17 protein-coding genes and 1 pseudogene are annotated in these 18,752 nt (G+C 74.2%); 7 read left to right on the plus strand and 11 right to left on the minus strand.

Features of this window, described 5'->3' with window-relative positions:
- Positions 1-69 precede the first annotated feature (69 nt).
- Complete coding sequence (locus ACZ7GJ_RS09065; protein ID WP_470750488.1) at positions 70-477, plus strand: VOC family protein; 408 nt, start codon at positions 70-72, stop codon at positions 475-477.
- On the opposite strand, the gene nirD is transcribed toward ACZ7GJ_RS09065, so the two are convergent.
- Genes nirD through ACZ7GJ_RS09080 form a run of 3 tightly spaced genes read right to left on the minus strand, consistent with a single transcriptional unit; the run spans position 478 to position 4,597 of the window.
- Positions 478-813, minus strand: a complete 336-nt coding sequence (nirD, locus tag ACZ7GJ_RS09070) for a nitrite reductase small subunit NirD (protein ID WP_470750489.1) — start codon at positions 811-813, stop codon at positions 478-480.
- Positions 810-3,347 (minus strand): nitrite reductase large subunit NirB, encoded by a 2,538-nt coding sequence (gene nirB, locus ACZ7GJ_RS09075; RefSeq protein ID WP_470750490.1) that lies wholly within the window; start codon positions 3,345-3,347, stop codon positions 810-812. Before nirB ends, nirD begins: the two co-directional genes overlap by 4 nt.
- A 2-nt stretch (positions 3,348-3,349) precedes the next feature.
- Positions 3,350-4,597 (minus strand): NAD(P)/FAD-dependent oxidoreductase, encoded by a 1,248-nt coding sequence (locus ACZ7GJ_RS09080; RefSeq protein WP_470750491.1) that lies wholly within the window; start codon positions 4,595-4,597, stop codon positions 3,350-3,352.
- Between the two features lie 157 nt (positions 4,598-4,754).
- Here ACZ7GJ_RS09080 and ACZ7GJ_RS09085 point away from each other — a divergent pair, with 157 nt between their 5' ends.
- From ACZ7GJ_RS09085 to ACZ7GJ_RS09095, 3 genes are all read left to right on the plus strand, one after another.
- Positions 4,755-6,050, plus strand: a complete 1,296-nt coding sequence (locus tag ACZ7GJ_RS09085) for a ferredoxin reductase family protein (RefSeq protein WP_470750492.1) — start codon at positions 4,755-4,757, stop codon at positions 6,048-6,050.
- 70 nt (positions 6,051-6,120) lie between these two features.
- Positions 6,121-6,393: a hypothetical protein gene (locus tag ACZ7GJ_RS09090; protein WP_470750493.1), complete on the plus strand. Its 273-nt coding sequence runs from the start codon at positions 6,121-6,123 to the stop codon at positions 6,391-6,393.
- Between the two features lie 37 nt (positions 6,394-6,430).
- A complete protein-coding gene (locus ACZ7GJ_RS09095) occupies positions 6,431-7,207 on the plus strand; it encodes a sulfite exporter TauE/SafE family protein (RefSeq protein ID WP_470750494.1) in 777 nt (258 codons plus the stop codon).
- A gap of 75 nt (positions 7,208-7,282) precedes the next feature.
- Here ACZ7GJ_RS09095 and ACZ7GJ_RS09100 read toward each other — a convergent pair whose 3' ends face one another.
- From ACZ7GJ_RS09100 to ACZ7GJ_RS09115, 4 genes are all read right to left on the minus strand, one after another.
- Positions 7,283-7,930 carry a class F sortase gene (locus ACZ7GJ_RS09100; protein ID WP_470750495.1) on the minus strand — a complete coding sequence of 216 codons (648 nt, stop codon included), beginning with the start codon at positions 7,928-7,930 and terminating at the stop codon, positions 7,283-7,285.
- Between the two features lie 132 nt (positions 7,931-8,062).
- Positions 8,063-8,605, minus strand: coding sequence for a hypothetical protein (locus tag ACZ7GJ_RS09105; RefSeq protein WP_470750496.1), 543 nt, complete (start codon positions 8,603-8,605; stop codon positions 8,063-8,065).
- Positions 8,606-8,781: 176 nt separating this feature from the next.
- Entirely contained in the window at positions 8,782-10,056 is a 1,275-nt protein-coding gene (locus tag ACZ7GJ_RS09110; protein ID WP_470750497.1) for an ATP-binding protein, read from the minus strand.
- Entirely contained in the window at positions 10,053-10,742 is a 690-nt protein-coding gene (locus tag ACZ7GJ_RS09115) for a hypothetical protein (protein WP_470750498.1), read from the minus strand. The genes ACZ7GJ_RS09110 and ACZ7GJ_RS09115 overlap by 4 nt, the downstream gene beginning before the upstream one ends.
- 167 nt (positions 10,743-10,909) lie before the next feature.
- On the opposite strand from ACZ7GJ_RS09115, the gene ACZ7GJ_RS09120 reads away from it, so the two are divergent.
- Positions 10,910-11,374, plus strand: coding sequence for a gamma-glutamylcyclotransferase family protein (locus tag ACZ7GJ_RS09120; protein ID WP_470750499.1), 465 nt, complete (start codon positions 10,910-10,912; stop codon positions 11,372-11,374).
- Here ACZ7GJ_RS09120 and dnaG read toward each other — a convergent pair.
- From dnaG to ACZ7GJ_RS09140, 4 genes and pseudogenes are all read right to left on the minus strand, one after another.
- Entirely contained in the window at positions 11,371-13,287 is a 1,917-nt protein-coding gene (dnaG, locus tag ACZ7GJ_RS09125) for a DNA primase (protein WP_470750500.1), read from the minus strand. The two genes, ACZ7GJ_RS09120 and dnaG, sit on opposite strands and share 4 nt — an antisense overlap.
- A 34-nt stretch (positions 13,288-13,321) precedes the next feature.
- Complete coding sequence (locus ACZ7GJ_RS09130) at positions 13,322-14,596, minus strand: NAD(P)/FAD-dependent oxidoreductase (protein ID WP_470750501.1); 1,275 nt, start codon at positions 14,594-14,596, stop codon at positions 13,322-13,324.
- Between the two features lie 93 nt (positions 14,597-14,689).
- Positions 14,690-16,030: a deoxyguanosinetriphosphate triphosphohydrolase gene (locus tag ACZ7GJ_RS09135; RefSeq protein WP_470750502.1), complete on the minus strand. Its 1,341-nt coding sequence runs from the start codon at positions 16,028-16,030 to the stop codon at positions 14,690-14,692.
- Positions 16,031-16,086: 56 nt separating this feature from the next.
- Positions 16,087-16,961 (minus strand): annotated as a pseudogene (locus ACZ7GJ_RS09140) (sirohydrochlorin chelatase).
- Positions 16,962-17,166: 205 nt separating this feature from the next.
- Here ACZ7GJ_RS09140 and ACZ7GJ_RS09145 point away from each other — a divergent pair.
- Both ACZ7GJ_RS09145 and ACZ7GJ_RS09150 read left to right on the plus strand, forming a co-directional pair.
- On the plus strand, positions 17,167-17,928 hold the full coding sequence (locus tag ACZ7GJ_RS09145; protein ID WP_470750503.1) for a SanA/YdcF family protein: 762 nt from the start codon (positions 17,167-17,169) through the stop codon (positions 17,926-17,928).
- 50 nt (positions 17,929-17,978) lie between these two features.
- Positions 17,979-18,749 carry an SDR family oxidoreductase gene (locus ACZ7GJ_RS09150; protein ID WP_470750504.1) on the plus strand — a complete coding sequence of 257 codons (771 nt, stop codon included), beginning with the start codon at positions 17,979-17,981 and terminating at the stop codon, positions 18,747-18,749.
- The last annotated feature ends 3 nt before the right edge of the window (positions 18,750-18,752 follow it).

An 18,752-nucleotide genomic window follows, 5' to 3' on the forward strand; every position in this document is an offset into this window, starting at 1 on the left:
GATGAGTTTCCCGCGGCTCCCCGGTCTATCTCCCGAAAGCGACAACGAGCCGAGAGAAGCGAGACCGGGATGCCCGCCACCATGATCTTCGTGAACCTGCCCGTCAGCGACCTGGACGCCACCAAGGCCTTCTGGGCGAAGCTGGGCTACTCCTTCAACGCCCAGTTCACCGACGAGAACTGCGCATCCATGCCCATCAGCGACGCCATCGTCGCGATGTTCCTCACCGAGGCCCGCTACAAGGACTTCACCCACAAGGCCGTCGCGGACGCGAGGACGACCTCCGAGGTGCTGCTGTGTCTGAGCGCCGAGAGCCGCGCCGCGGTCGACGAGCTCGTCGACGGGGCCCTGGCGGCCGGGGCCACCGAGCCCCGCCCCGCCCAGGACCACGGCGTCATGTACGGCCGGGCCTTCGACGACCTCGACGGCCACACCTGGGAGATCATGTGGATGGACCCGGCGATGATCCAGGGCTGATCAGGACGAGGTCGCGGCGGTCCGCACCGGATACGTCCGGACCGCCACCTCCTCGTCGTCCAGGCAGCTCCCCGACTCCAGGTCGAAGCGCTGCTTGAGCAGCGGCGAGGCCACGAACGGCCGCCCGTCGGCCGAGCCGACCAGCCCGCGCGAGAGCACCTGCGCCCCGGTGAAGGGGTCCCGGTTGCCGATGGCGTACGGACGCCCCGCGCGGTCCACGAACACCGCGGCCTGGTTCCCGTCGGGCAGCAGCGCCGCCACCCCGCGCCCGGGGATCAGTGCGGACAGCTCGCACACGGTGAGCCACCCCTCGTCCACCTGAAGTTCCACGGTCATCGGGTGCCTCCCACGGGCTCCAGGGCGAGGACGGCCAGGTCGGGCTTGACCTGGTCGCGCTCGGGGACGAACTTGACGGTCGGGTCGGGTGCGCCGGGCGCGTTGACGAAGGACACGAACCGGCGCAGCCGCTCCGGGTCCTGGAGGGTCTCCGCCCATTCGTCGCGGTAGTGCGACACGTGGTCGGACATCAGCGACTCCAGCTCCGCGCACAGCCCGAGCGAATCGTGGACGACCACGTCCCGCAGGTGGGCCAGGCCCCCCTCCAGCCGCTCCAGCCAGGCGGAGGTGCGCTCCAGCCGGTCGGCCGTGCGGATGTAGAACATCAGGAACCGGTCGATGAGCCGGATCAGCTCCGCGTCCGACAGGTCCTGGGCGAGCAGGTCGGCGTGGCGCGGGGTGGCCCCGCCGTTGCCGCCGACGTAGAGGTTCCAGCCGCTCGCCGTGGCGATCACGCCGAAGTCCTTGCTCTGGGCCTCGGCGCATTCGCGGGCGCAGCCGGAGACCGCCGACTTGAGCTTGTGCGGGGCGCGCAGGCCCCGGTAGCGCAGCTCCAGGTCGATGGCCATCCGCACGCTGTCCTGGACGCCGTAGCGGCACCAGGTCTGGCCGACGCAGGACTTCACCGTCCGCAGGGCCTTGCCGTAGGCGTGCCCGGACTCGAAACCGGCCTCGACCAGCCGGGCCCAGATCCGCGGGAGCTGGTCGACGCTCGCGCCGAAGAGGTCGATGCGCTGCCCGCCGGTGATCTTCGTGTAGAGGCCGAAGTCGCGGGCCACCTCGCCGATCACGATGAGCTTGTCCGGGGTGATCTCACCGCCGGGGATGCGCGGAACGACCGAGTAGGAGCCGTTGCGCTGGAGGTTGGCGAGGAAGTGGTCGTTGGTGTCCTGGAGGGCGGCCTGCTCGCCGTCCAGGACGTAGCCGCTCGCGCCCAGGGTGGGGGCGAGCGAGGCGATGATCGAGCCGACGGTGGGCTTGCAGACCTCGCAGCCGTCGCCGCCGCGGGCCTCGGGGCGGCCGTGGCCGTCGAGGATCTGCCGGTAGGAGGTCAGCCGACGGGTACGGACGATCTCGTACAGCTCGGCGCGCGTGTACGGGAAGCAGCCGCACAGCCCTTTGTCGGCGGCGGCCGGCAGCAGCTGGCCGATCACCTTCAGGCAGCTGCCGCAGCCGGTGCCCGCCTTGGTGCACTTCTTGACCTCGGGCAGCGTCCCGTAGGCGGTGATGGCCTTCTTGGTGACGTTGTGGCAGGAGCAGATGACCGCGGTGTCGGGCAGCGAGGCCGGGCCGAGGGCCGCGGGCGCGCCGATCCCCGCGGGCAGGACCAGCTGCTCGGGGGCGACGGGCGGGACGGAGCCGGTGAGCGGGCGCAGCAGTCCGTACGAGTCCGCGTCGCCGACCAGGACCCCGCCGAGCAGGACGCCGTCGGCCGAGACGACGACCTTCTTGTAGACCCCGGAGCGGGAGTCGGAGTAGACGACGTCGAGGCTGTCGGCGGTGGCTCCGTGCGCGTCGCCGAAGGAGGCCACGTCCACGCCGAGCAGCTTGAGCTTGGTCGAGAGGTCGGCGCCGGTGAACTCCTTCTCCCGGCCCAGCAGGTCGTCGGCGGCCGTCTCGGCCATCTCGTAGCCGGGGGCGACCAGGCCGTACACCCGGCCGTCGGAAGCGAGGGCGCACTCGCCGATGGCGTAGATCTGCGGGTCGGAGGTGCGGCAGCGGGAGTCGACGGTGATGCCGCCGCGCTCTCCGACGGCCAGGCCGCTGTCCCGGGCGAGCTGGTCGCGGGGGCGGACGCCGGCGGAGAAGACGACCAGCTCGGTGTCGACGGTGGAGCCGTCGGAGAGCCGCATCCCGCTGACCGAGCCGTCCTCGCCCGTCAGCACCTCCTGGGTACCGACGCCGGTGTGGACGGTCAGGCCCATGGACTCGATAGTGCGCAGCAGGGCCGCGCCGCCGCCCTCGTCGACCTGGACGGGCATCAGGCGCGGCGCGAACTCCACGATGCGGGTGCTCAGGCCCAGCCCCTGCAGGGCGCCGGCCGCCTCCAGACCGAGGAGGCCGCCGCCGACGACGGCGCCGCGGGTCCGGGTCTTGGCGTACTCCTCGATCGCGAGGAGGTCCTCGATGGTGCGGTAGACGAAGCAGCCCGCGGCGTCCTTGCCGGGGACGGGCGGCACGAAGGGGTAGCTGCCGGTCGCCAGCACGAGGACGTCGTACGGGAACACCTGCCCCGACCGGGAGGTGACGGTACGGGCCTGGCGGTCGACGCTCTCGGCGGGGTCGTCGAGGTGCAGGGTGATCCCGTGCTCGGCCATGAACCCGGCCGGGGTCATCGACAGGTCCTCCGGGGTGCTGCCGGAGAAGTAGGAGGTCAGGTGCACGCGGTCGTAGGCGGGCCGGGGCTCCTCGCAGAGCACGGTGATCCGGTGCGTGGCGGTTGCGCCGCGCTCGGCGAGCGCCTCCAGGTAGCGCTGGCCGACCATGCCGTGGCCGATGAGCACGATGGCGGGAGAGGGCGTGGATGCGGCCATGATCAGGAGCCTCCGTCGTCGGTGAGCAGGTGGAACAGGTCGGTCAGGGGCTCGCCGTCCTCCCAGCTGCGGGCGAGGGCACCCACGCTGGAGAGTTCGCCGAGCAGGACCCCGCCGACGAGCCGGTCGCCGCGGACGACGACCTTGCGGTAGGTGCGGCGGGTGGCGTCCGCGAGGCGCACGACGTCGTCGCCCGGGAGCGGGGTGGTCTCACCGAATGCGGCGAGGTCGAGGGGGCGCTGGTCGGCCCCGCCGAGCGTGAGCCGGGTCAGGGCGCGGGTCCCGGTGTAGCCGGGGGCGGGCCCGCCGAGGACGGCGGCGAGGGCGTCGGCCTGCTCCAGGGCCGGGCCGGCCAGGCCGTACACCCGGCCCCCGTGCTCGGCGCAGTCGCCGATGGCGTGGATGCGGGGGTCGCTGGTGCGCAGCTGGTCGTCGACCACGATCCCGGTGCGCACGTCGAGGCCGGCGGCCTGCGCCAGGCCGGTGCGCGGCCGCACCCCGCAGGCGAGCACGACGACGTCGGCGTCGAGCCGGTAGCCGTCGGCGAGCTCGACCCCGGTGACCGTCCGGGGTCCGGGGCCCGCGCCCGGCCGCGGGGCCGCGGGCGAGGTGGTCAGGCCGCGGGCGCGGCACTCGGTGTGGATCTCCACGCCGAGGGCGGTCATGTGCTCCCGCAGCAGGGCGGAGGCGTCCGCGTCCAGCTGGCGTTCCATCAGGCGCTCGCCCTGCTGGGCCAGCACCACCTGTGCGCCCCGCTCCGCCAGCGCGCGGGACGCGGAGACGCCGAGAAGTCCGCCGCCGATCACCACCGCGCGCACGCCGGGACGTACGACCGCCGCCGACAGGGCCAGACAGTCGTCCATCGTGCGGAACGCGTGCACGCCGTCCGGGAGCTCCCGCCCCTCCGGTTCGAAGAGTCCCCGCAGCGGCGGCAGAACCGGGTTGGAGCCGGTGGCCAGCACCAGCACGTCGTACTGCTCCGTGCTGCCGTCGTCGCAGTGGACCGTGCGGTCGGCCCGGTCGATGCGGACCGCCCGCACTCCCCGGCGCAGCGCCGGGCCGGGGTCGGGGAGCGCGTTCACCTCCGGCGCGTACCGGCCCGCCAGGACCTCGGCGAGCAGGACGCGGTTGTACGGGACGTGCGTCTCCTCGCCCAGCACGGTCACCGCCGCGGCTCCGGCGAGCCGCTGTGCGAGCCGAAGGCCCGCGAGGCCGCCGCCGATCACCACCACACGCTGTTTCGAGGTCATGGCACGAGAGTGCGCGGCCGCTGTTTCCCCGCAGCATCCGCCTTGTTACCCGGACGGAACGCGGACCTCAGTGCCGGGGTTAAGCGTCAGTGAGGCGTTCCTCAAGGCCGCCTTAAGGATCATCCGGGGGCCCCGGGGGCCGCCTAGCGTGGGCCGCATGCGAGATGCGGTGGTGCGGGTCAAGGGCGGGATGCTCGGCGGGGCGGGGGTCGTCACCCTGCTGTGGGCGGCGCAGGTACGGCCCTCGGCCCGGCTCGACGCGCTGTTCGCCACCGCCGCGCACCTCACCGGGCTGCTCGCCGGGTACGGGGTGCTGGTACTGCTGTTCCTGATGGCGCGGGTGCCCGCCGTCGAGCACGGGGTGGGCGCGGACCGCCTCGCCCGCTGGCACGCCCTGGGCGGCCGCCACGTGCTGCTGCTCTGCTTCGGGCACGGGCTCTTCGCACTGTGCGGGTACGCCGTGCACGAGGGGATCGACGTCGTCTCCGCCGTCCGCGGGCTGCTGGGCTACCCGGCGCTGGCGGCCGCCTTCGCAGGGACCCTGCTGCTCGTCGGTGTCGGCGTCACCTCGACCAGGTCCGTACGCCGCCGCGTCTCCCACGAAACCTGGCGCGGGGTGCACCTGCTCGTATACCTCGCCGCCGCGCTCGCCTTCGGCCACCAGCTCGCCGGGCCCGATCTCGCCCCGGTCGCCTGGTTCTGGGCGCTCGCGCACACCGTCGTCGCCGTCCTGCTGGTCTGGTACCGGGCCGTGGTCCCCGTACGGCAGGCCCTGCGGCACGCGCTGCGGGTGCTGGAGGTCCGGGCCGAGGGGCCCGGGGTGGTCTCCGTCGTCATGTACGGGCGCCACCTCGCGGAGCTGCGCGCGGAACCGGGGCAGTTCCTGCGCTGGCGCTTCCTGCAGCGACGGCTGTGGCACACGGCCCTGCCGTTCTCGCTGTCCGCGCCGGTCCGCGGGAACACCCTGCGGATCACCGTGAAGGGGCTCGGCGGCCACTCCCGCCGGATCCGCCGGCTGCGCCCCGGGACGCGGGTGCTGGCCACCGGGCCGTTCGGGGCGCTCACCGCGGCCCGGCGCACCCGCGCGAAGGTCCTGCTGATCGCCGGCGGCGTCGGGATCACCCCGATGCGGGCCCTGTTCGAGACCCTGCCCGGCGGGCCGGGGGAGATCACCCTGCTCTACCGGGCCGGGGCCGAGGAGCACCTGGTCCTGCGCTCCGAGCTGGAGGCGATCGCCGCCGAGCGGCGGGCCGGGCTGCACTACCTGCTCGGGCCGTCCGGGGCTGCGTACGATCCGCTCGCCCCGCAGGCGCTGGCCGCGCTGGTGCCGGACCTGGCCGAGCACGACGTGTACCTGTGCGGGCCGCCGGGGATGGCCGAGGCGGCGCAGACCTCGCTGCTGCGGGCCGGGGTGCCGGCCGGACGTATCCATTCCGAGTGCTTCAGCTTCTGAGCCCCGCTTCTGGGCCCCGCTTCTGGGCCGCGCTTCTGGGCCCCGCTTCCGTCCGAGAGGTCATCCCGCCATGCGTCACCCGCTGCACATCGCCCTGTCCGCCCCGGAGGCAGAGGCGGTGGCGGTCGCGGCCCCCGCACCCGCCCGGCACCGCAAGCCGCCCTCCTGGCGGGCCGCGCTGGCCCGCGTACCGCCCGCGCGGCGGCTCGCGGCCGGGCTGGGGCTGGCCAGCGTGCTGGCCGCGAGCGCGCTGACGGCGGCCGTGGACCCGGCGGCTCCGGCCGCCCCGGACCGGGCTCCGGCCGGGCGAAGCTCAACCTTTGCGCAAGTTTCCGGCGATTGATGGCCACTGCACCCAACCGCTTCGTAGGGTCGTGGCCGTGCCTGACATATCAACGACCATGGTCATCGTGCTGTGCGTGGCCGCCGCGGCAGCCGGCTGGATCGACGCGGTGGTGGGCGGCGGCGGCCTCCTGCTCCTGCCCGCCCTGCTGCTCGGCCTGCCCCACGCCCACCCCGCCACCGTCCTCGGCACCAACAAGGCGGTGGCCATCGTCGGCACCGCGGGCGCGGCGGTGACGTACGCGCGCAAGGCCCCGGTGGACGTGAAGACCGCCGTCCGCATCGGCCTGGCCGCGCTCGCCGGGTCGATGGGCGGGGCCGCGCTGGCGGGCGGCATCAGCAAGGACGCGCTGCGCCCGCTGATCATGGTCGTACTCGTGATCGTGGCGGGTGTCGTGATCTTCAAGCCGGGCTTCGGCACCGCCCCCTCCGCCGCACCCGCCAGCCGTCAGCGGGTCCTCCTCGCCATCGGCCTGGCCGGCCTCGGCATCGGCTTCTACGACGGCCTCATCGGACCCGGCACCGGCACCTTCCTGGTACTGGCGCTCACCGCCCTGCTCCACCTCGACCTGGTCACCGCCTCCGCCACCGCCAAGATCGTCAACTGCTGCACCAACGCCGGGGCGCTCGCGATGTTCGCCCACCAGGGCATGGTGCTGTGGCAGCTGGCCGCGCTGATGGCGGTGTTCAACCTGGCCGGAGGCATGGTCGGGGCCCGGATGGCACTCAAGAAGGGCAGCGGCTTCGTCCGCGGGGTGCTGCTGACGGTCGTGGGCGCGCTGGTGGTCAAGCTGGGGATCGAGCAGTGGGGATGACGTCCGCGACCCGCGGCCGGCACTAGGTCGTGTCGTCAAAGTCCCGTCTGGCCGGCGGCACTTTGACGACACTCCCTAGTAGGTGCCCGTCAGGTGCGCGAAGACGACGACGTTCCCCTTGTAGCCGCTGCGCGGCGAGAAGCCGCCCCCGCAGGTGATGACCCGCAGCTCCGCGCCCGCCGACGGGCCGTAGACCCGGGTGTCGGGGAAGGCCTTGGCGTCGTAGACCTCGACCGCGTGCACGGTGAACACCGCGGTACGTCCGTCCGCGCGCGGGACCTCGACGGCCGCCCCGCGGCGCAGCGCGCCCAGGTGGTAGAAGACCGCCGGGCCGGTGGCGCTGTCCACGTGCCCGGCGATGACGGCGGTGCCGGTGGAGCCGGGGGTGGTGCCCTCGCGGTACCAGCCGGCCAGGTCGCCGGGGGCGGGCGGTGGCACCTGGAGGCTGCCGTCGCGCTCCAGCCCGAGCCCGGTCAGCGGCGCGTCGACCCGGATGGACGGGATCCGGATCCGGGTCGGCGGTGAGCCGGGGAGCGGGTCCGGCCCGGAGCCGGCCGCCCGGGGGGCCAGGGCGCTCAGCGCCTCGGCGGGGGAGGGCAGCGGCGGCCCGACCGGCTCCCGGCAACCGCTGCTCACGAGCCAGATGCCGACGCAGGCGGCGAGTGCGACGAGTCCCGCGTGGCGGGCGGTGGGGGTCCGGCCGCTCCGGAATGCGCGACCCATGCGTACCCCCTCGGCTCCTCGGTGCGGGGTGAACTGGCCGTCGCCCGGCCCCGCGAACGGGGGGGACCTCGCGGGGCGGGCGACGGGGGACGGTACCGGTCGGACCGCGGCCGGAGCCGCGGTGGGCGTCCGTCAGCTCCGCGTGCCGCTCGCCCGGCGACGCAGGAGCCAGGTACCGCCGACGGCGGTGGCGGCCAGCACTGCCGCTCCCGCCGCGATCTTGGCGGGGTCGGTGGTGGTGGTCGTGCCACCGCCCACCCCGGTCCGGACGTGGCCCTGCGGGCCGCGCTCGGTGACGACCAGGTCGCCGGTGGCGAACTTGCCGTTCGCGCAGGTCGCGCCGATGCCGTAGGTGCCGGGTCGGGTGTCGCGGGGAACCTGGAACTGCCCCACGACCACCTCCTTGTGGGTGCCCGGGACCAGCTTGAAGCGGCCCGCGCCGACCGTCGTGGCATCGCCGTCGGCATGGCTCGCGCGGCCGCAGGCGGTGGTGTTCACGGTGACGGTCGCGCCGGGAGCGGCCGACTTCGGCCACACCTCCAGCCGGGCGAAGTCACCGGGCGCGAAGCCCACCATGCCGAGGTCCACGGCAGCGACCGCACCCGCGACCGGGCCGGCGAACGCGGCGGCGGTCAGCGCGGTGGCGGTGAGCGCGTGAGCGGTGCTTCGGCGCATGGGGGGCTCTCCTGGGGACACGGGGTCGTGTCTCCGAGGTAACCCGGCCCGCCGGGCACGCGCCTGCTGATGCCCCGTCAGGTCCCCCTGCGCCCCCGCCGAGATGGAGCCGTTCCCGCAGGTCAGTGGCGGTGATGCGGCCATCCGGGTGCCCCCGCCCCGTCCGGGTGACGGGGTCAGGCCGGCGGCAGGACCACCGTCGCGCACGCGCCGGCGGGGCGGGGGTTGGCCAGGGCCACCCGGGCGCCGATGACCTGGGCCTGACCGAGTGCGATGGTCAGGCCCAGCCCCGTGCCCTGGCCGCGTTCTGGGGTGCCCGTCAGGAACCGCTGCGGGCCCTCGCGGAGCAGCTCCTCAGGGAAGCCGGGCCCCTGGTCCCGCACCGCCACGGTCGTACCCGACACCGTCACGGTGACCGGGCCCCGGCCGTGCCGCCGGGCGTTGACCAGCAGGTTCGTCAGGATCCGCTCGAACCGCCGCGCATCGGTGCTGACCTGCGCCGACTCCCGCGCGCCCGCGACCTCGGCCGCCACCCCGGAGCGCCGCGTGATCGACTCCACCAGCGGCCCCAGCGCGTGCGCCTCCAGCTGCGGCTGCTCCCGGTTGGCGTCCAGCCGGGCCACCTCCAGCAGGTCCTCGGTCAGCGCCCGCAGCGCCGAGACCCGGTCCCGCACCAGCTCCGTCGGCCGCCCCGGAGGCAGCAGCTCGGCGGCCGTGTGCAGCCCCGTCAGCGGCGTGCGCAGCTCGTGCGCCACATCCGCGGTGAACCGCTGCTCAGCCTCCAGCCGCCGCTGGAGGCTGGCCGCCATGGTGTCGACGGCCGAGGACAGCTCGGCGACCTCGTCGCGGGTCCCCGCCACCCCCGACGGCCCGATCCGGGCGTCCAGCTCGCCCGCGCTGATCCGGCGGGCCGTCTCGGCCGCCGTGCGCAGCTCCCTGCTCAGCCGGCTGGCCAGCACGGCCCCGCCCGCCGCCGCGAGCGCCACGATCAGGGCCCCGTACGCCACCAGCTGCCGGTCCAGTTCGGCGAGCTCGTCGCGCTGGGCCGCCAGGGAATGCCGTACGGACAGCACGTGGTCGCCGCCGAGCGGCCGGGCGGCCCAGACCATCGGCTCCGGGCCGTTCATGTCGAGATAGGTCGTGCGCCTCCCGTCGAGGGCCGCCGCCCGCAGCGCGTCGGGCAGTTCCCTGGAGTCGATCCGGGCATCGGCCTCACCGACCTTCTCGGGGTCGAGCCGGCCGGTCAGCTCGTACACCTGCCGTACCCGGGTCAGCTGGCTCGTGGCGTTCTCGCGCGCGGCCTCGCCGATCTGACGGGCGCGGGCCTCGTGGATCAGCAGCCCGATGGCGACGGCGACGAGCGAGCAGCCGAGGGCGAGCAGAATGGAGATCTTCCAGCGCAGGCCGAGGGCTCGCAGGAGGTGCCGGCAGCGGATCAGGGCGGGCCTCACGGCGAGTTCGGCCCTTCCTCGGGAGAGCAGCGCAGAGCCGGGTTCCCCTTGGCGTCGCAGCCGGGACCGGAGGCGAGGAACCGCTTCTCGTCGTTGACCACCGTCATCCGGTCGCCGCCCCAGTGGTAGCGCACGGCCTGCTCGGCGCCGTCGTCGGAGGCGGTGCGCACCAGCAGGTCCGTGCCGACTGCCTCGACGGCCATCTGCCGGCCGATCGTGAAGAGGACGGCGACGACCTTGCCGTTGACCACGGAGTAGACGCTCAGCGCGGTGCGGCCGGTCGCGGCGTCGACGGCGACGATCAGTTCCTGCTTCCCGTCCCCGGTCAGGTCCCGGTAGACGAACGGCCGGATGCCGACCCGCCCCGGACCGGTGATCGGGCCCTTCTTCGCGAGCTGCGCCATCTGCGGGTCGGCCCGCAGCACCTCCATCGCGTCGACCCCCATGAGACCCTCCGGTCCCACCTCGGGTGCGTCCTTGAGGGGCTTGGGCGGAGCCGCCCGGCCCCCCACCGCGGCGCCGGGCTTATCGGTCCAGGCGGGCCACAGCGACTCGGGGTGCGGCTGGACCGACACCGGGGCGACCCGGGTGCCCTTGGCCAGCCCGCCGGGTGCGGCGCAGCCGCCGGCGGCGAGCGCGCAGGCGCACAGCAGGGCGGCGGTGAAGCGGCGGGACGAAAGGGTCATGGAGACAGAACCGAGGGGCCGGGAGCAGAGATGACCGACGGTAGACGCCCCGGGTCACGGGCACCGGGAGGTTGTGTAACAGGGGTGCGTACGGTGGAGATCGAAGGCGGATTCGGTACTTTCGGCCGGGTCTGCCGACTGCTTCGCCTTATCCGAGGGAGGGCCCCATGACATCGGTCGTCCGGCCGTACGATCCGCCCGCGCCGCTGCCGTTCTTCGTCTACGGGACGCTGCGCCCGGGCGAGGTCAACCACGACCTGTTCCTGCGCGGCCGTACCGCCTCGGAGGAGCCCGCCCGCCTCCCGGACGCGGCGCTCTACGACGGACCCGGATACCCGTACGCGGTGGACCGGCCCGGCTCGGCCGTCGTCGGGGAGCTGATCACCGCGACGCCGGAGGCCTACGGGGAGCTGCTGGCCGCGCTCGACCTGCTGGAGGAGTACCGGGGCCCGGGCCGCCCGGGCAACCTCTACGACCGGACCGCCCGCGAGGCGCTGCGGCCCGACGGCACGGCGGTGCGGGCCTGGGTCTACCTGGCGGCGGCGCCGCTGGCCCGGCGGCTGGCGGAGTCGGGCACCGAGATACCGGGCGGGGACTGGCTCAAGCGGCTCGACCGGCTCGACCGGCTCTAGAGCCCCTCGGCCCCGCGGTTGCGCAGGCGCTGCCCGTACTGCTGGAGGACCCACAGCTCTTCCTGGACCGCGGCCAGCTGCTCCGGCGGGGCCTGCGGGCCCAGCCGGGACATGGTGCCCTGGATCTCGTGGACCCGGCGGTCGACGGCGCGCAGGCGGACCTGGACCAGCTGGACCCCCGCATAGATCTCGTCCACCGTCTTCGCGTGGATGGCTTCGACCGCCAGCTCCGTGACGAGCGCGCGGACGGTGTCGTTCGGGGCGGCCTCGCGGACGCGCGCCAGGTAGTCCTCGGTGCCGAGCGAGGCGCCGCCCGCGTCCTGGACGGCCTGGCGCACGGCGGCGTACGGCGGGGCGGTGAACTCGTCCGCGCCGTACGCGTCGAAGGCGGGGGAGACCAGGGCCGGGCGCTGGAGAGCCAGCTTCAGCAGCTCGCGCTCGGTGCGGTGGGCCGGGCTGCGCAGGTTCAGCGCGGGGCCGCCGGCGGGCTGGGCGGCGGGTGCGGAGGCGGCCTCGTAGGACCGGCCGCCGGCCCCTCCGCCACCCCTGCCCTGCTGCTGCGGCTGGCCGCCGCGCTCGCGGGCCCAGCGGGCCAGCTGCGCCACCCGCTTGACGACGAACTGCTCGTCGCGGATGCCGAGCATGCCCGCCAGCTGGACCGCCGACTCGTGCTGGATCGCGATGTTCTTGATGTTGGCGACGACCGGGGCCGCCTCGTCGAGCGCGGCCGCCCGCCCCGCCGGGTTCTCCAGGTTGTGCCGGGCCACGATGTGCCGCAGCGCGAACTCGAACAGCGGGGTGCGGGCCTCCACCAGGCCGGCGACGGCCGCGTCCCCCTGCGCCAGGCGCAGATCGCACGGGTCCATGCCGCCGGGCGCGATGGTGATGGAGGTCTCGGCGGCGAACTTCTGGTCGTCCTCGAAGGCGCGCAGCGCCGCCTTCTGCCCGGCCGCGTCACCGTCGAAGGTGAAGATCACCTCGGCGGTGGCGTTGTCCATCAGCAGCCGGCGCAGGATCTTGATGTGGTCCCCGCCGAAGGCGGTGCCACAGGTGGCGATCGCGGTGGTGACCCCGGCCATGTGGCAGGCCATCACGTCGGTGTAGCCCTCGACCACGACCGCCCGCGAGGTCTTCGCGATCTCCTTCTTCGCCAGGTCGATGCCGTACAGCACCTGGGACTTCTTGTAGATCGCCGTCTCGGGCGTGTTCAGGTACTTGGGGCCGTTGTCGTCGTCGCGCAGCTTGCGCGCGCCGAAGCCGACCACCTCGCCGCTGATGTCGCGGATCGGCCACATCAGCCGGCCGCGGAAGCGGTCGATGGGCTTGCCGCTGCGGCTGTCCTGGGCGAGCCCGGAGGTGATCAGCTCCTTGTCGCTGAAGCCCTTGCCGCGCAGGAAGCGGGTCAGGTGGTCCCAGCCGGCCGGGCTGTAACCGACGCTGAAGTGGGCGGCCGCGGCCTGGTCGAAGCCGCGCTCGGCCAGGAACTTGCGGCCGATCTCGGCCTCGGGGCCGTCGAGCTGGTCCACGTAGAACTGGGCGGCGGCCTTGTGCGCCTCGACCAGCCGGATCCGCTCGCCGCGGCCGCTGGTGCCGGCGGTGTAGCCGCCCTCCTCGTAGCGCAGGGTGATGCCGGCCTGGCCCGCCAGGCGCTCCACCGCCTCCGAGAAGGAGAGGTGGTCGATCTTCATGATGAAGTCGAGGGTGTCCCCGCCCGCCTGGCAGCCGAAGCAGTGGTAGAGCCCCTTGCTGGGGCTGACCTGGAAGGACGGGGACTTCTCGTCATGGAAGGGACACAGGCCCTTGAGGTTGCCGCCGCCCGCATTGCGCAGCTGGAGGTAGTCGGAGACCACGGCGTCGATCGGGACCGCGTCCCGTACCGCCTTCACGTCGTCTTCGTTGATCCGTCCTGCCACCCGTGAAGTCTACGGCCGGACACCGGCAAACCTGTCAGGCCCCCTCCGCCGGAACCAGCGAGGCCAGCGGAACCGACGGGTCCGCCAGCGCCTCGCGGTTGACCGCCGCCTTCGACCTGATCAGGGCCTGGATGTGCTCGGTGACGTCCCACACATTGACGTTCATCCCGGCCAGCACCCGCCCGTCCGAGAGCCAGAAGGCGATGAACTCCCGCTTGGCCACGTCGCCGCGGATCAGCACCTGGTCGTAGCCGCCCGGCGGGGCGTACCCGGAGTACTCCAGGCCCACGTCGTACTGGTCGGAGAAGAAGTACGGCACCCGGTCGTAGCTGACCCCCTGCCCCAGCATCGCCCGCGCCGCGGCCGGGCCGCCGTTGAGCGCGTTGGCCCAGTGCTCGACCCGCAGCCGCGTCCCGAGCATCGGGTGGTGGGCCGCGGCCACGTCCCCGACGGCGAACACGTCCGGGTCGGAGGTGCGCAGCGACTCGTCCACGGCGATGCCGCCGCCGTGCTGCCGGTCCACCAGGGCGAGCCCGGAGTTCTCGGCGAGCGCGGTCCGCGGCGCGGCACCGATCGCCGCGAGGACGGCGTGCGCCGGGTGCTCCTCGCCGTCGTCGGTACGGGCGGCCAGCACCATGCCGTCGTGCCCGACGATCTCGGTGAGGCGGGACCCGAAGTGGAAGCGCACCCCGTGCTCGGTGTGCAGGTCCCCGAACAGCCGGCCGACCTCCGGACCCAGCACCGCGTGCAGCGGGGTGGCCTCCGGCTCGACCACGGTGACCTCGGCCCCGTACCCGCGGGCCGCCGCGGCGACCTCCAGGCCGATCCATCCGGCGCCCGCGATGAGCAGGTGGCCGTTGTCCCGGCCCAGGCCCGCCAGCGCCTTGCGCAGCCGCTCGGCGTGCGCGAGCCGCCGCAGGTGGTGCACCCCGACCAGGTCCGTGCCGGGGATGTCCAGACGCCGCGGCTCGGCGCCGGTGGCCAGCAGCAGCTTGTCGTAGTGCAGCGCCGTGCCGTCGCCGAGGACCACCTTCTTGGCCTCCCGGTCCAGCTGGACCGCCGGCTGGCCGAGGTGCAGCTCGATGTCGGAGCGCGCGTACCAGGACGCCTCGTGCACGAAGACGCTGTCGCGCTCTTCCTTCCCCGTCAGGTACCCCTTGGACAGCGGGGGCCGTTCGTAGGGATGGTCGCGCTCGTCGCCGATCAGGATCACCCGCCCCGTGAACCCCTCCGACCTCAGCGTTTCGGCCGCCTTTGCCCCGGCGAGCCCTGCGCCGACGATGACGAATGTCCGGTGTGCGTCGACCACCTGATGCCTCCTCATAACCTCTCCGCCACATGCGACCACATGCGAGCGTCCCGCACTGAGCCTGCCGCGTGAAGGGGGAGTGGCCCGATCAGCTCACCCTTCGGCGCGTCGCGTGCGCAGCATGAGGCGCGCGTGCAAGGAGCGCGCGGAGGCGTCGGTGAGGGCCGCGATCTGGTCGATGACCGCGCGTTTGCGGGCCTTGTCGTCCGGCGCGGCATCGAAGATCGCCCGGAACTGCGGGTCCAGGCCCTCGGGCGCGCGGGCCAGGAGCGCCTCCGCGAGTTCGGCCAGGACGATGCGCTGGTCGGCGCGCAGCCGCTCCTGTTCGTCGCGCTGCATGACGTACAGGTCGGCGACGGCCTTGAGGACCGCGCACTCGTTGCGCGCCTCGCGCGGGACCACCAGCTCGGCCGCGTACCGGGTGAGGCGGCCGGAGCCGTACGCCTCGCGGGTGGCGCCCTCGGCGGCCAGGCAGAAGTGGCCGATCAGCTGGCTCGTGGCGTCCTTCAGCCGGGCCTGGGCCACGGCCGAGCCGTCGTACCCGTGCGGCCACCACTCCTGCTCCATCAGCCGGTCCAGCGCCTCGCGGAGCTCCTCGGGCTCGGTGTCGGCCGGCACGTAGCGGCCGATGGCGACCTGCCAGATGGCGGTGCGCTCGGGCTCGGCGAAGAGCAGGTTGGGGTCGAGGTGGCCCGCGTGCAGGCCGTCCTCGAAGTCGTGGACGGAGTACGCCACGTCATCGGCCCAGTCCATGACCTGGGCCTCGAAGCACTTGCGGTCCGCCGGTGCGCCGCGGCGCAGCCACTCGAAGACCGGCAGGTCGTCGTCGTACGCGCCGAACTTCACAGAACCGGGGTCGGTGGGGTGGCCCCCGCGGGCCCAGGGGTACTTGGTGGCCGCGTCCAGACTCGCCCGGGTCAGGTTCAGGCCGACGCTGACGAGGGTGCCGCTCGCCGGGTCCGGCACGAACCGCTTGGGCTCCAGCCGGGTCAGCAGCCGCAGCGACTGGGCGTTGCCCTCGAAGCCGCCGCAGTCCTTGGCGAATTCGTTGAGCGCTTCCTCGCCGTTGTGCCCGAACGGCGGGTGGCCCATGTCGTGCGAGAGGCAGGCGGCCTCGACCAGGTCGGGGTCGCAGCCGAGGGCGGCGCCGAGCTCGCGGCCGACCTGTGCGCACTCCAGGGAGTGCGTGAGCCGCGTACGAGGGCTCGCGTCCCAGTCGTACGACCGGGTGCCGGGGGTGACGACCTGGGTCTTCCCGGCGAGCCGGCGCAGCGAGGCGGAGTGCAGCACGCGGGCGCGGTCGCGCTGGAAGGCGGTGCGGCCGGGGCGTTTGTCGGGCTCCGCGGCCCAGCGCTCGGTGTCGGCCGGGGCGTAGGCCTCGGAGGCGTGGTCGGGTGCGTGGTCGGATGCGGGGGCGTGCGCTGTGCCTTCCATGCTCAGACGTTAACCGGAGACACCGACAATCCGAGCAATCCGAACCAACGCGGTCTTTATGCGAGGGAGGCGGTGGCCAGTTCCAGCGGGTGGCCCGGGTGGGCGAGCGCCTCTTCGTAGCGCTGTACGAGCAGCCGGGCCAGCGCCGGGTGGGCGCCAAGCGGCGCGGCGGCCGGACCGGGCGCGGCGGCCGCGCACTGGGTGGCGAACCGGCCCGGCGCGGTGAAGTACGAGGCGACCGCGGGCCGGTGGTGGCCCCGGGCGGCGAGCGCCCGCAGGGCTTCGGGCACGGCGGGGGCCGCGGAGGCGTAGGCCGGTACGACGGGCACCCCGCCGAGGCGCTCGCCGAGCAGGGCGGCGGTGCGGCCGGTGTCGGCGGCGGAGTCGGGGTCGCGGGACCCGGCGGCGGCCAGTACGACCGCCGTGCCCGGGGTCCAGCCGGCCTCCAGGAGCCGCTCGTACAGGGCCTCGACGAGCAGCGGGTGCGGCCCGAGCGGGGCGGCGATACGGGTGCGCAGGTGCCGGGCGCGGGCGGCGGCGGCCGGGAGGTCGCGCTTGACGTGGGTACCGCGCCCCAGGAGCAGCGGTAGGAGGACGGCCGATCCGGAGGTGTCCTGCAGGGTGTCGCCGAGCAGCGGCCGGTTCAGCTCTATGTGCCCGAGCCGGACGTCGAGGCGCGGGCGGAGCTCGCGGACCCGCTCCAGGAGCGCGAGGGCGGTGTCGAGCGCGCGGGGGTCGCGGCTGCCGTGGGCCACGGCGACGAGGGTGGGCTGCATGCGGGGACTCCGTGCTCTCGGGGCCGTGACCGGGGCGGGCGCAGACCGCTGAGCTGCGTGCCGAGTTGGGCGGTGATCCGCGACAGCAGCTCCGCGGTGGTGGCGGGGGGAAGCGGGAGGGACAGGGACTCGGGAGGGTGCACCAGCTCCGTCATGAACCGATCCTGCGGGGCGCAGGTTGCGTGGGCGTTGCGCCGGGGTGACGGGTGTTTTCCACCTCCTCACCGGAGCGGGGCGCCGGGGGTGCGCGCGGCGCGCGCCCGGCGGCTGAAACCGCGTGCGCGCCGCCGGCGTCCTGACCTGCGGGGCGATGGCCGGAGGCGGCGCCCGGCACCGCACGTACGACCAGGGGGAACCGCCATGCGCAGACCGCGCCTCGGACCGCGCCTCAGACCGCGCCCGGACAGGACCGCGAGCGGGGCGCGGGCCCTGCTGCCGCCGAGGCTGCTGCCCCGGCTGTCGTTCCCGCGCACCGTGCGGGCCCGGCGGCGCGCCGTGCAGGCCGTGATGGCGGCCTGCGTGCTGGCGCTGCTCCCCTCGGCGTGGACGCACACGGCGGCCGCCCCGCGCCTGCGCACCACGGCCGACGCGCCCGCCGCCGAGGTGGCCGTGGTCTTCGGCGCGGGCCTGTGGAACGGCCGGCCCACGCCCTACCTGGCCGACCGGCTCGACGCCGCCGTCGAGCTCTACCGCGCAGGCAAGGTCAAGGTGGTGCTGGTCACCGGGGACAACAGCCGTACCGAGTACGACGAGCCCGACGCGATGCGCGCGTACCTGACGGGGCACGGGGTGCCGGACGGGCGGATCGTCAGCGACTTCGCCGGCTTCGACACCTGGGACTCCTGCGTCCGGGCCCGGGAGATCTTCGGGGTGCGGCGGGCGGTGCTGATCAGCCAGGGCTTCCACATCCGCCGGGCCGTCGCCCTGTGCCGGGCCGCGGGCCTGGACTCCTACGGGGTCGGGGTGGCCGACGTACACGACGCGACCTGGTACTACGGCGGCGCCCGCGAGGTCTTCGCGTCCGGCAAGGCGGCCGTGGACGCGGTCTTCAAGCCGCAGCCGCGGTTCCTCGGGCCCAAGGAGGAAGGGGTGTCGCGGGCCCTGGCCGCTCTGGCAGACTGACGCCGCGCTCAGCCTATGCCGATCAGTCATATACCGATGGGGTGTGAACCGTGGCCGTTGTGGATCTGAGCGGCAAGGCCGTCGTCATCACCGGCGGCGCCCGGGGCCTGGGAGCCGCGGCCGCACGGGCCGTGGTCGACGGCGGCGGCCGGGTGCTGATCACCGACGTGCTGGAGGCGGAGGGCGCCGAGACCGCCGCGAAGCTGGGCGGCGCGGCCCGCTTCCTGCGGCACGACGTGACCAGCGAGGCCGACTGGCAGGCCGCCCTCGACCACGCCGTCGCCGAGTTCGGCCGGATCGACGGCCTCGTCAACAACGCCGGCATCGCCACCGGCCAGCTCCTGGAGCACGAGAGCGTCGAGTACTTCCGCCGGGTCGTCGAAACGAACCTCGTCGGCGTGTTCATCGGCATCAAGACCGCGATCCCGCTGCTGCGCGCGAACGGCGGCGGCTCCATCGTCAACATCTCCTCCGCCGCCGGGCTGACAGGCCTCGCGCTCACCGCCGGATACGGCGCCTCCAAGTGGGGCGTGCGCGGCCTGTCCAAGATCGGCGCGGTCGAGCTCGCCGAGGCCCGGATCCGCGTCAATTCCGTCCACCCCGGCATGACGCTCACCCCGATGACCGCCCCGATCGGCATCCGGGCCGGCGAGGGCAACTACCCCGGCGCCCCGATGGGCCGCGTGGGCCTGCCCGAGGAGGTCGCGGCGGCGGTCGCCTTCCTCCTCTCCGACGCCGCCGGATACATGACGGGCGCCGAGCTCGCGGTGGACGGCGGCTGGACCGCCGGACTGACCGCCAGGCACCTCACCGGCCAGTAGGGG

The sequence above is a fragment of the Streptomyces sp. NPDC037242 genome (assembly GCF_055604165.1).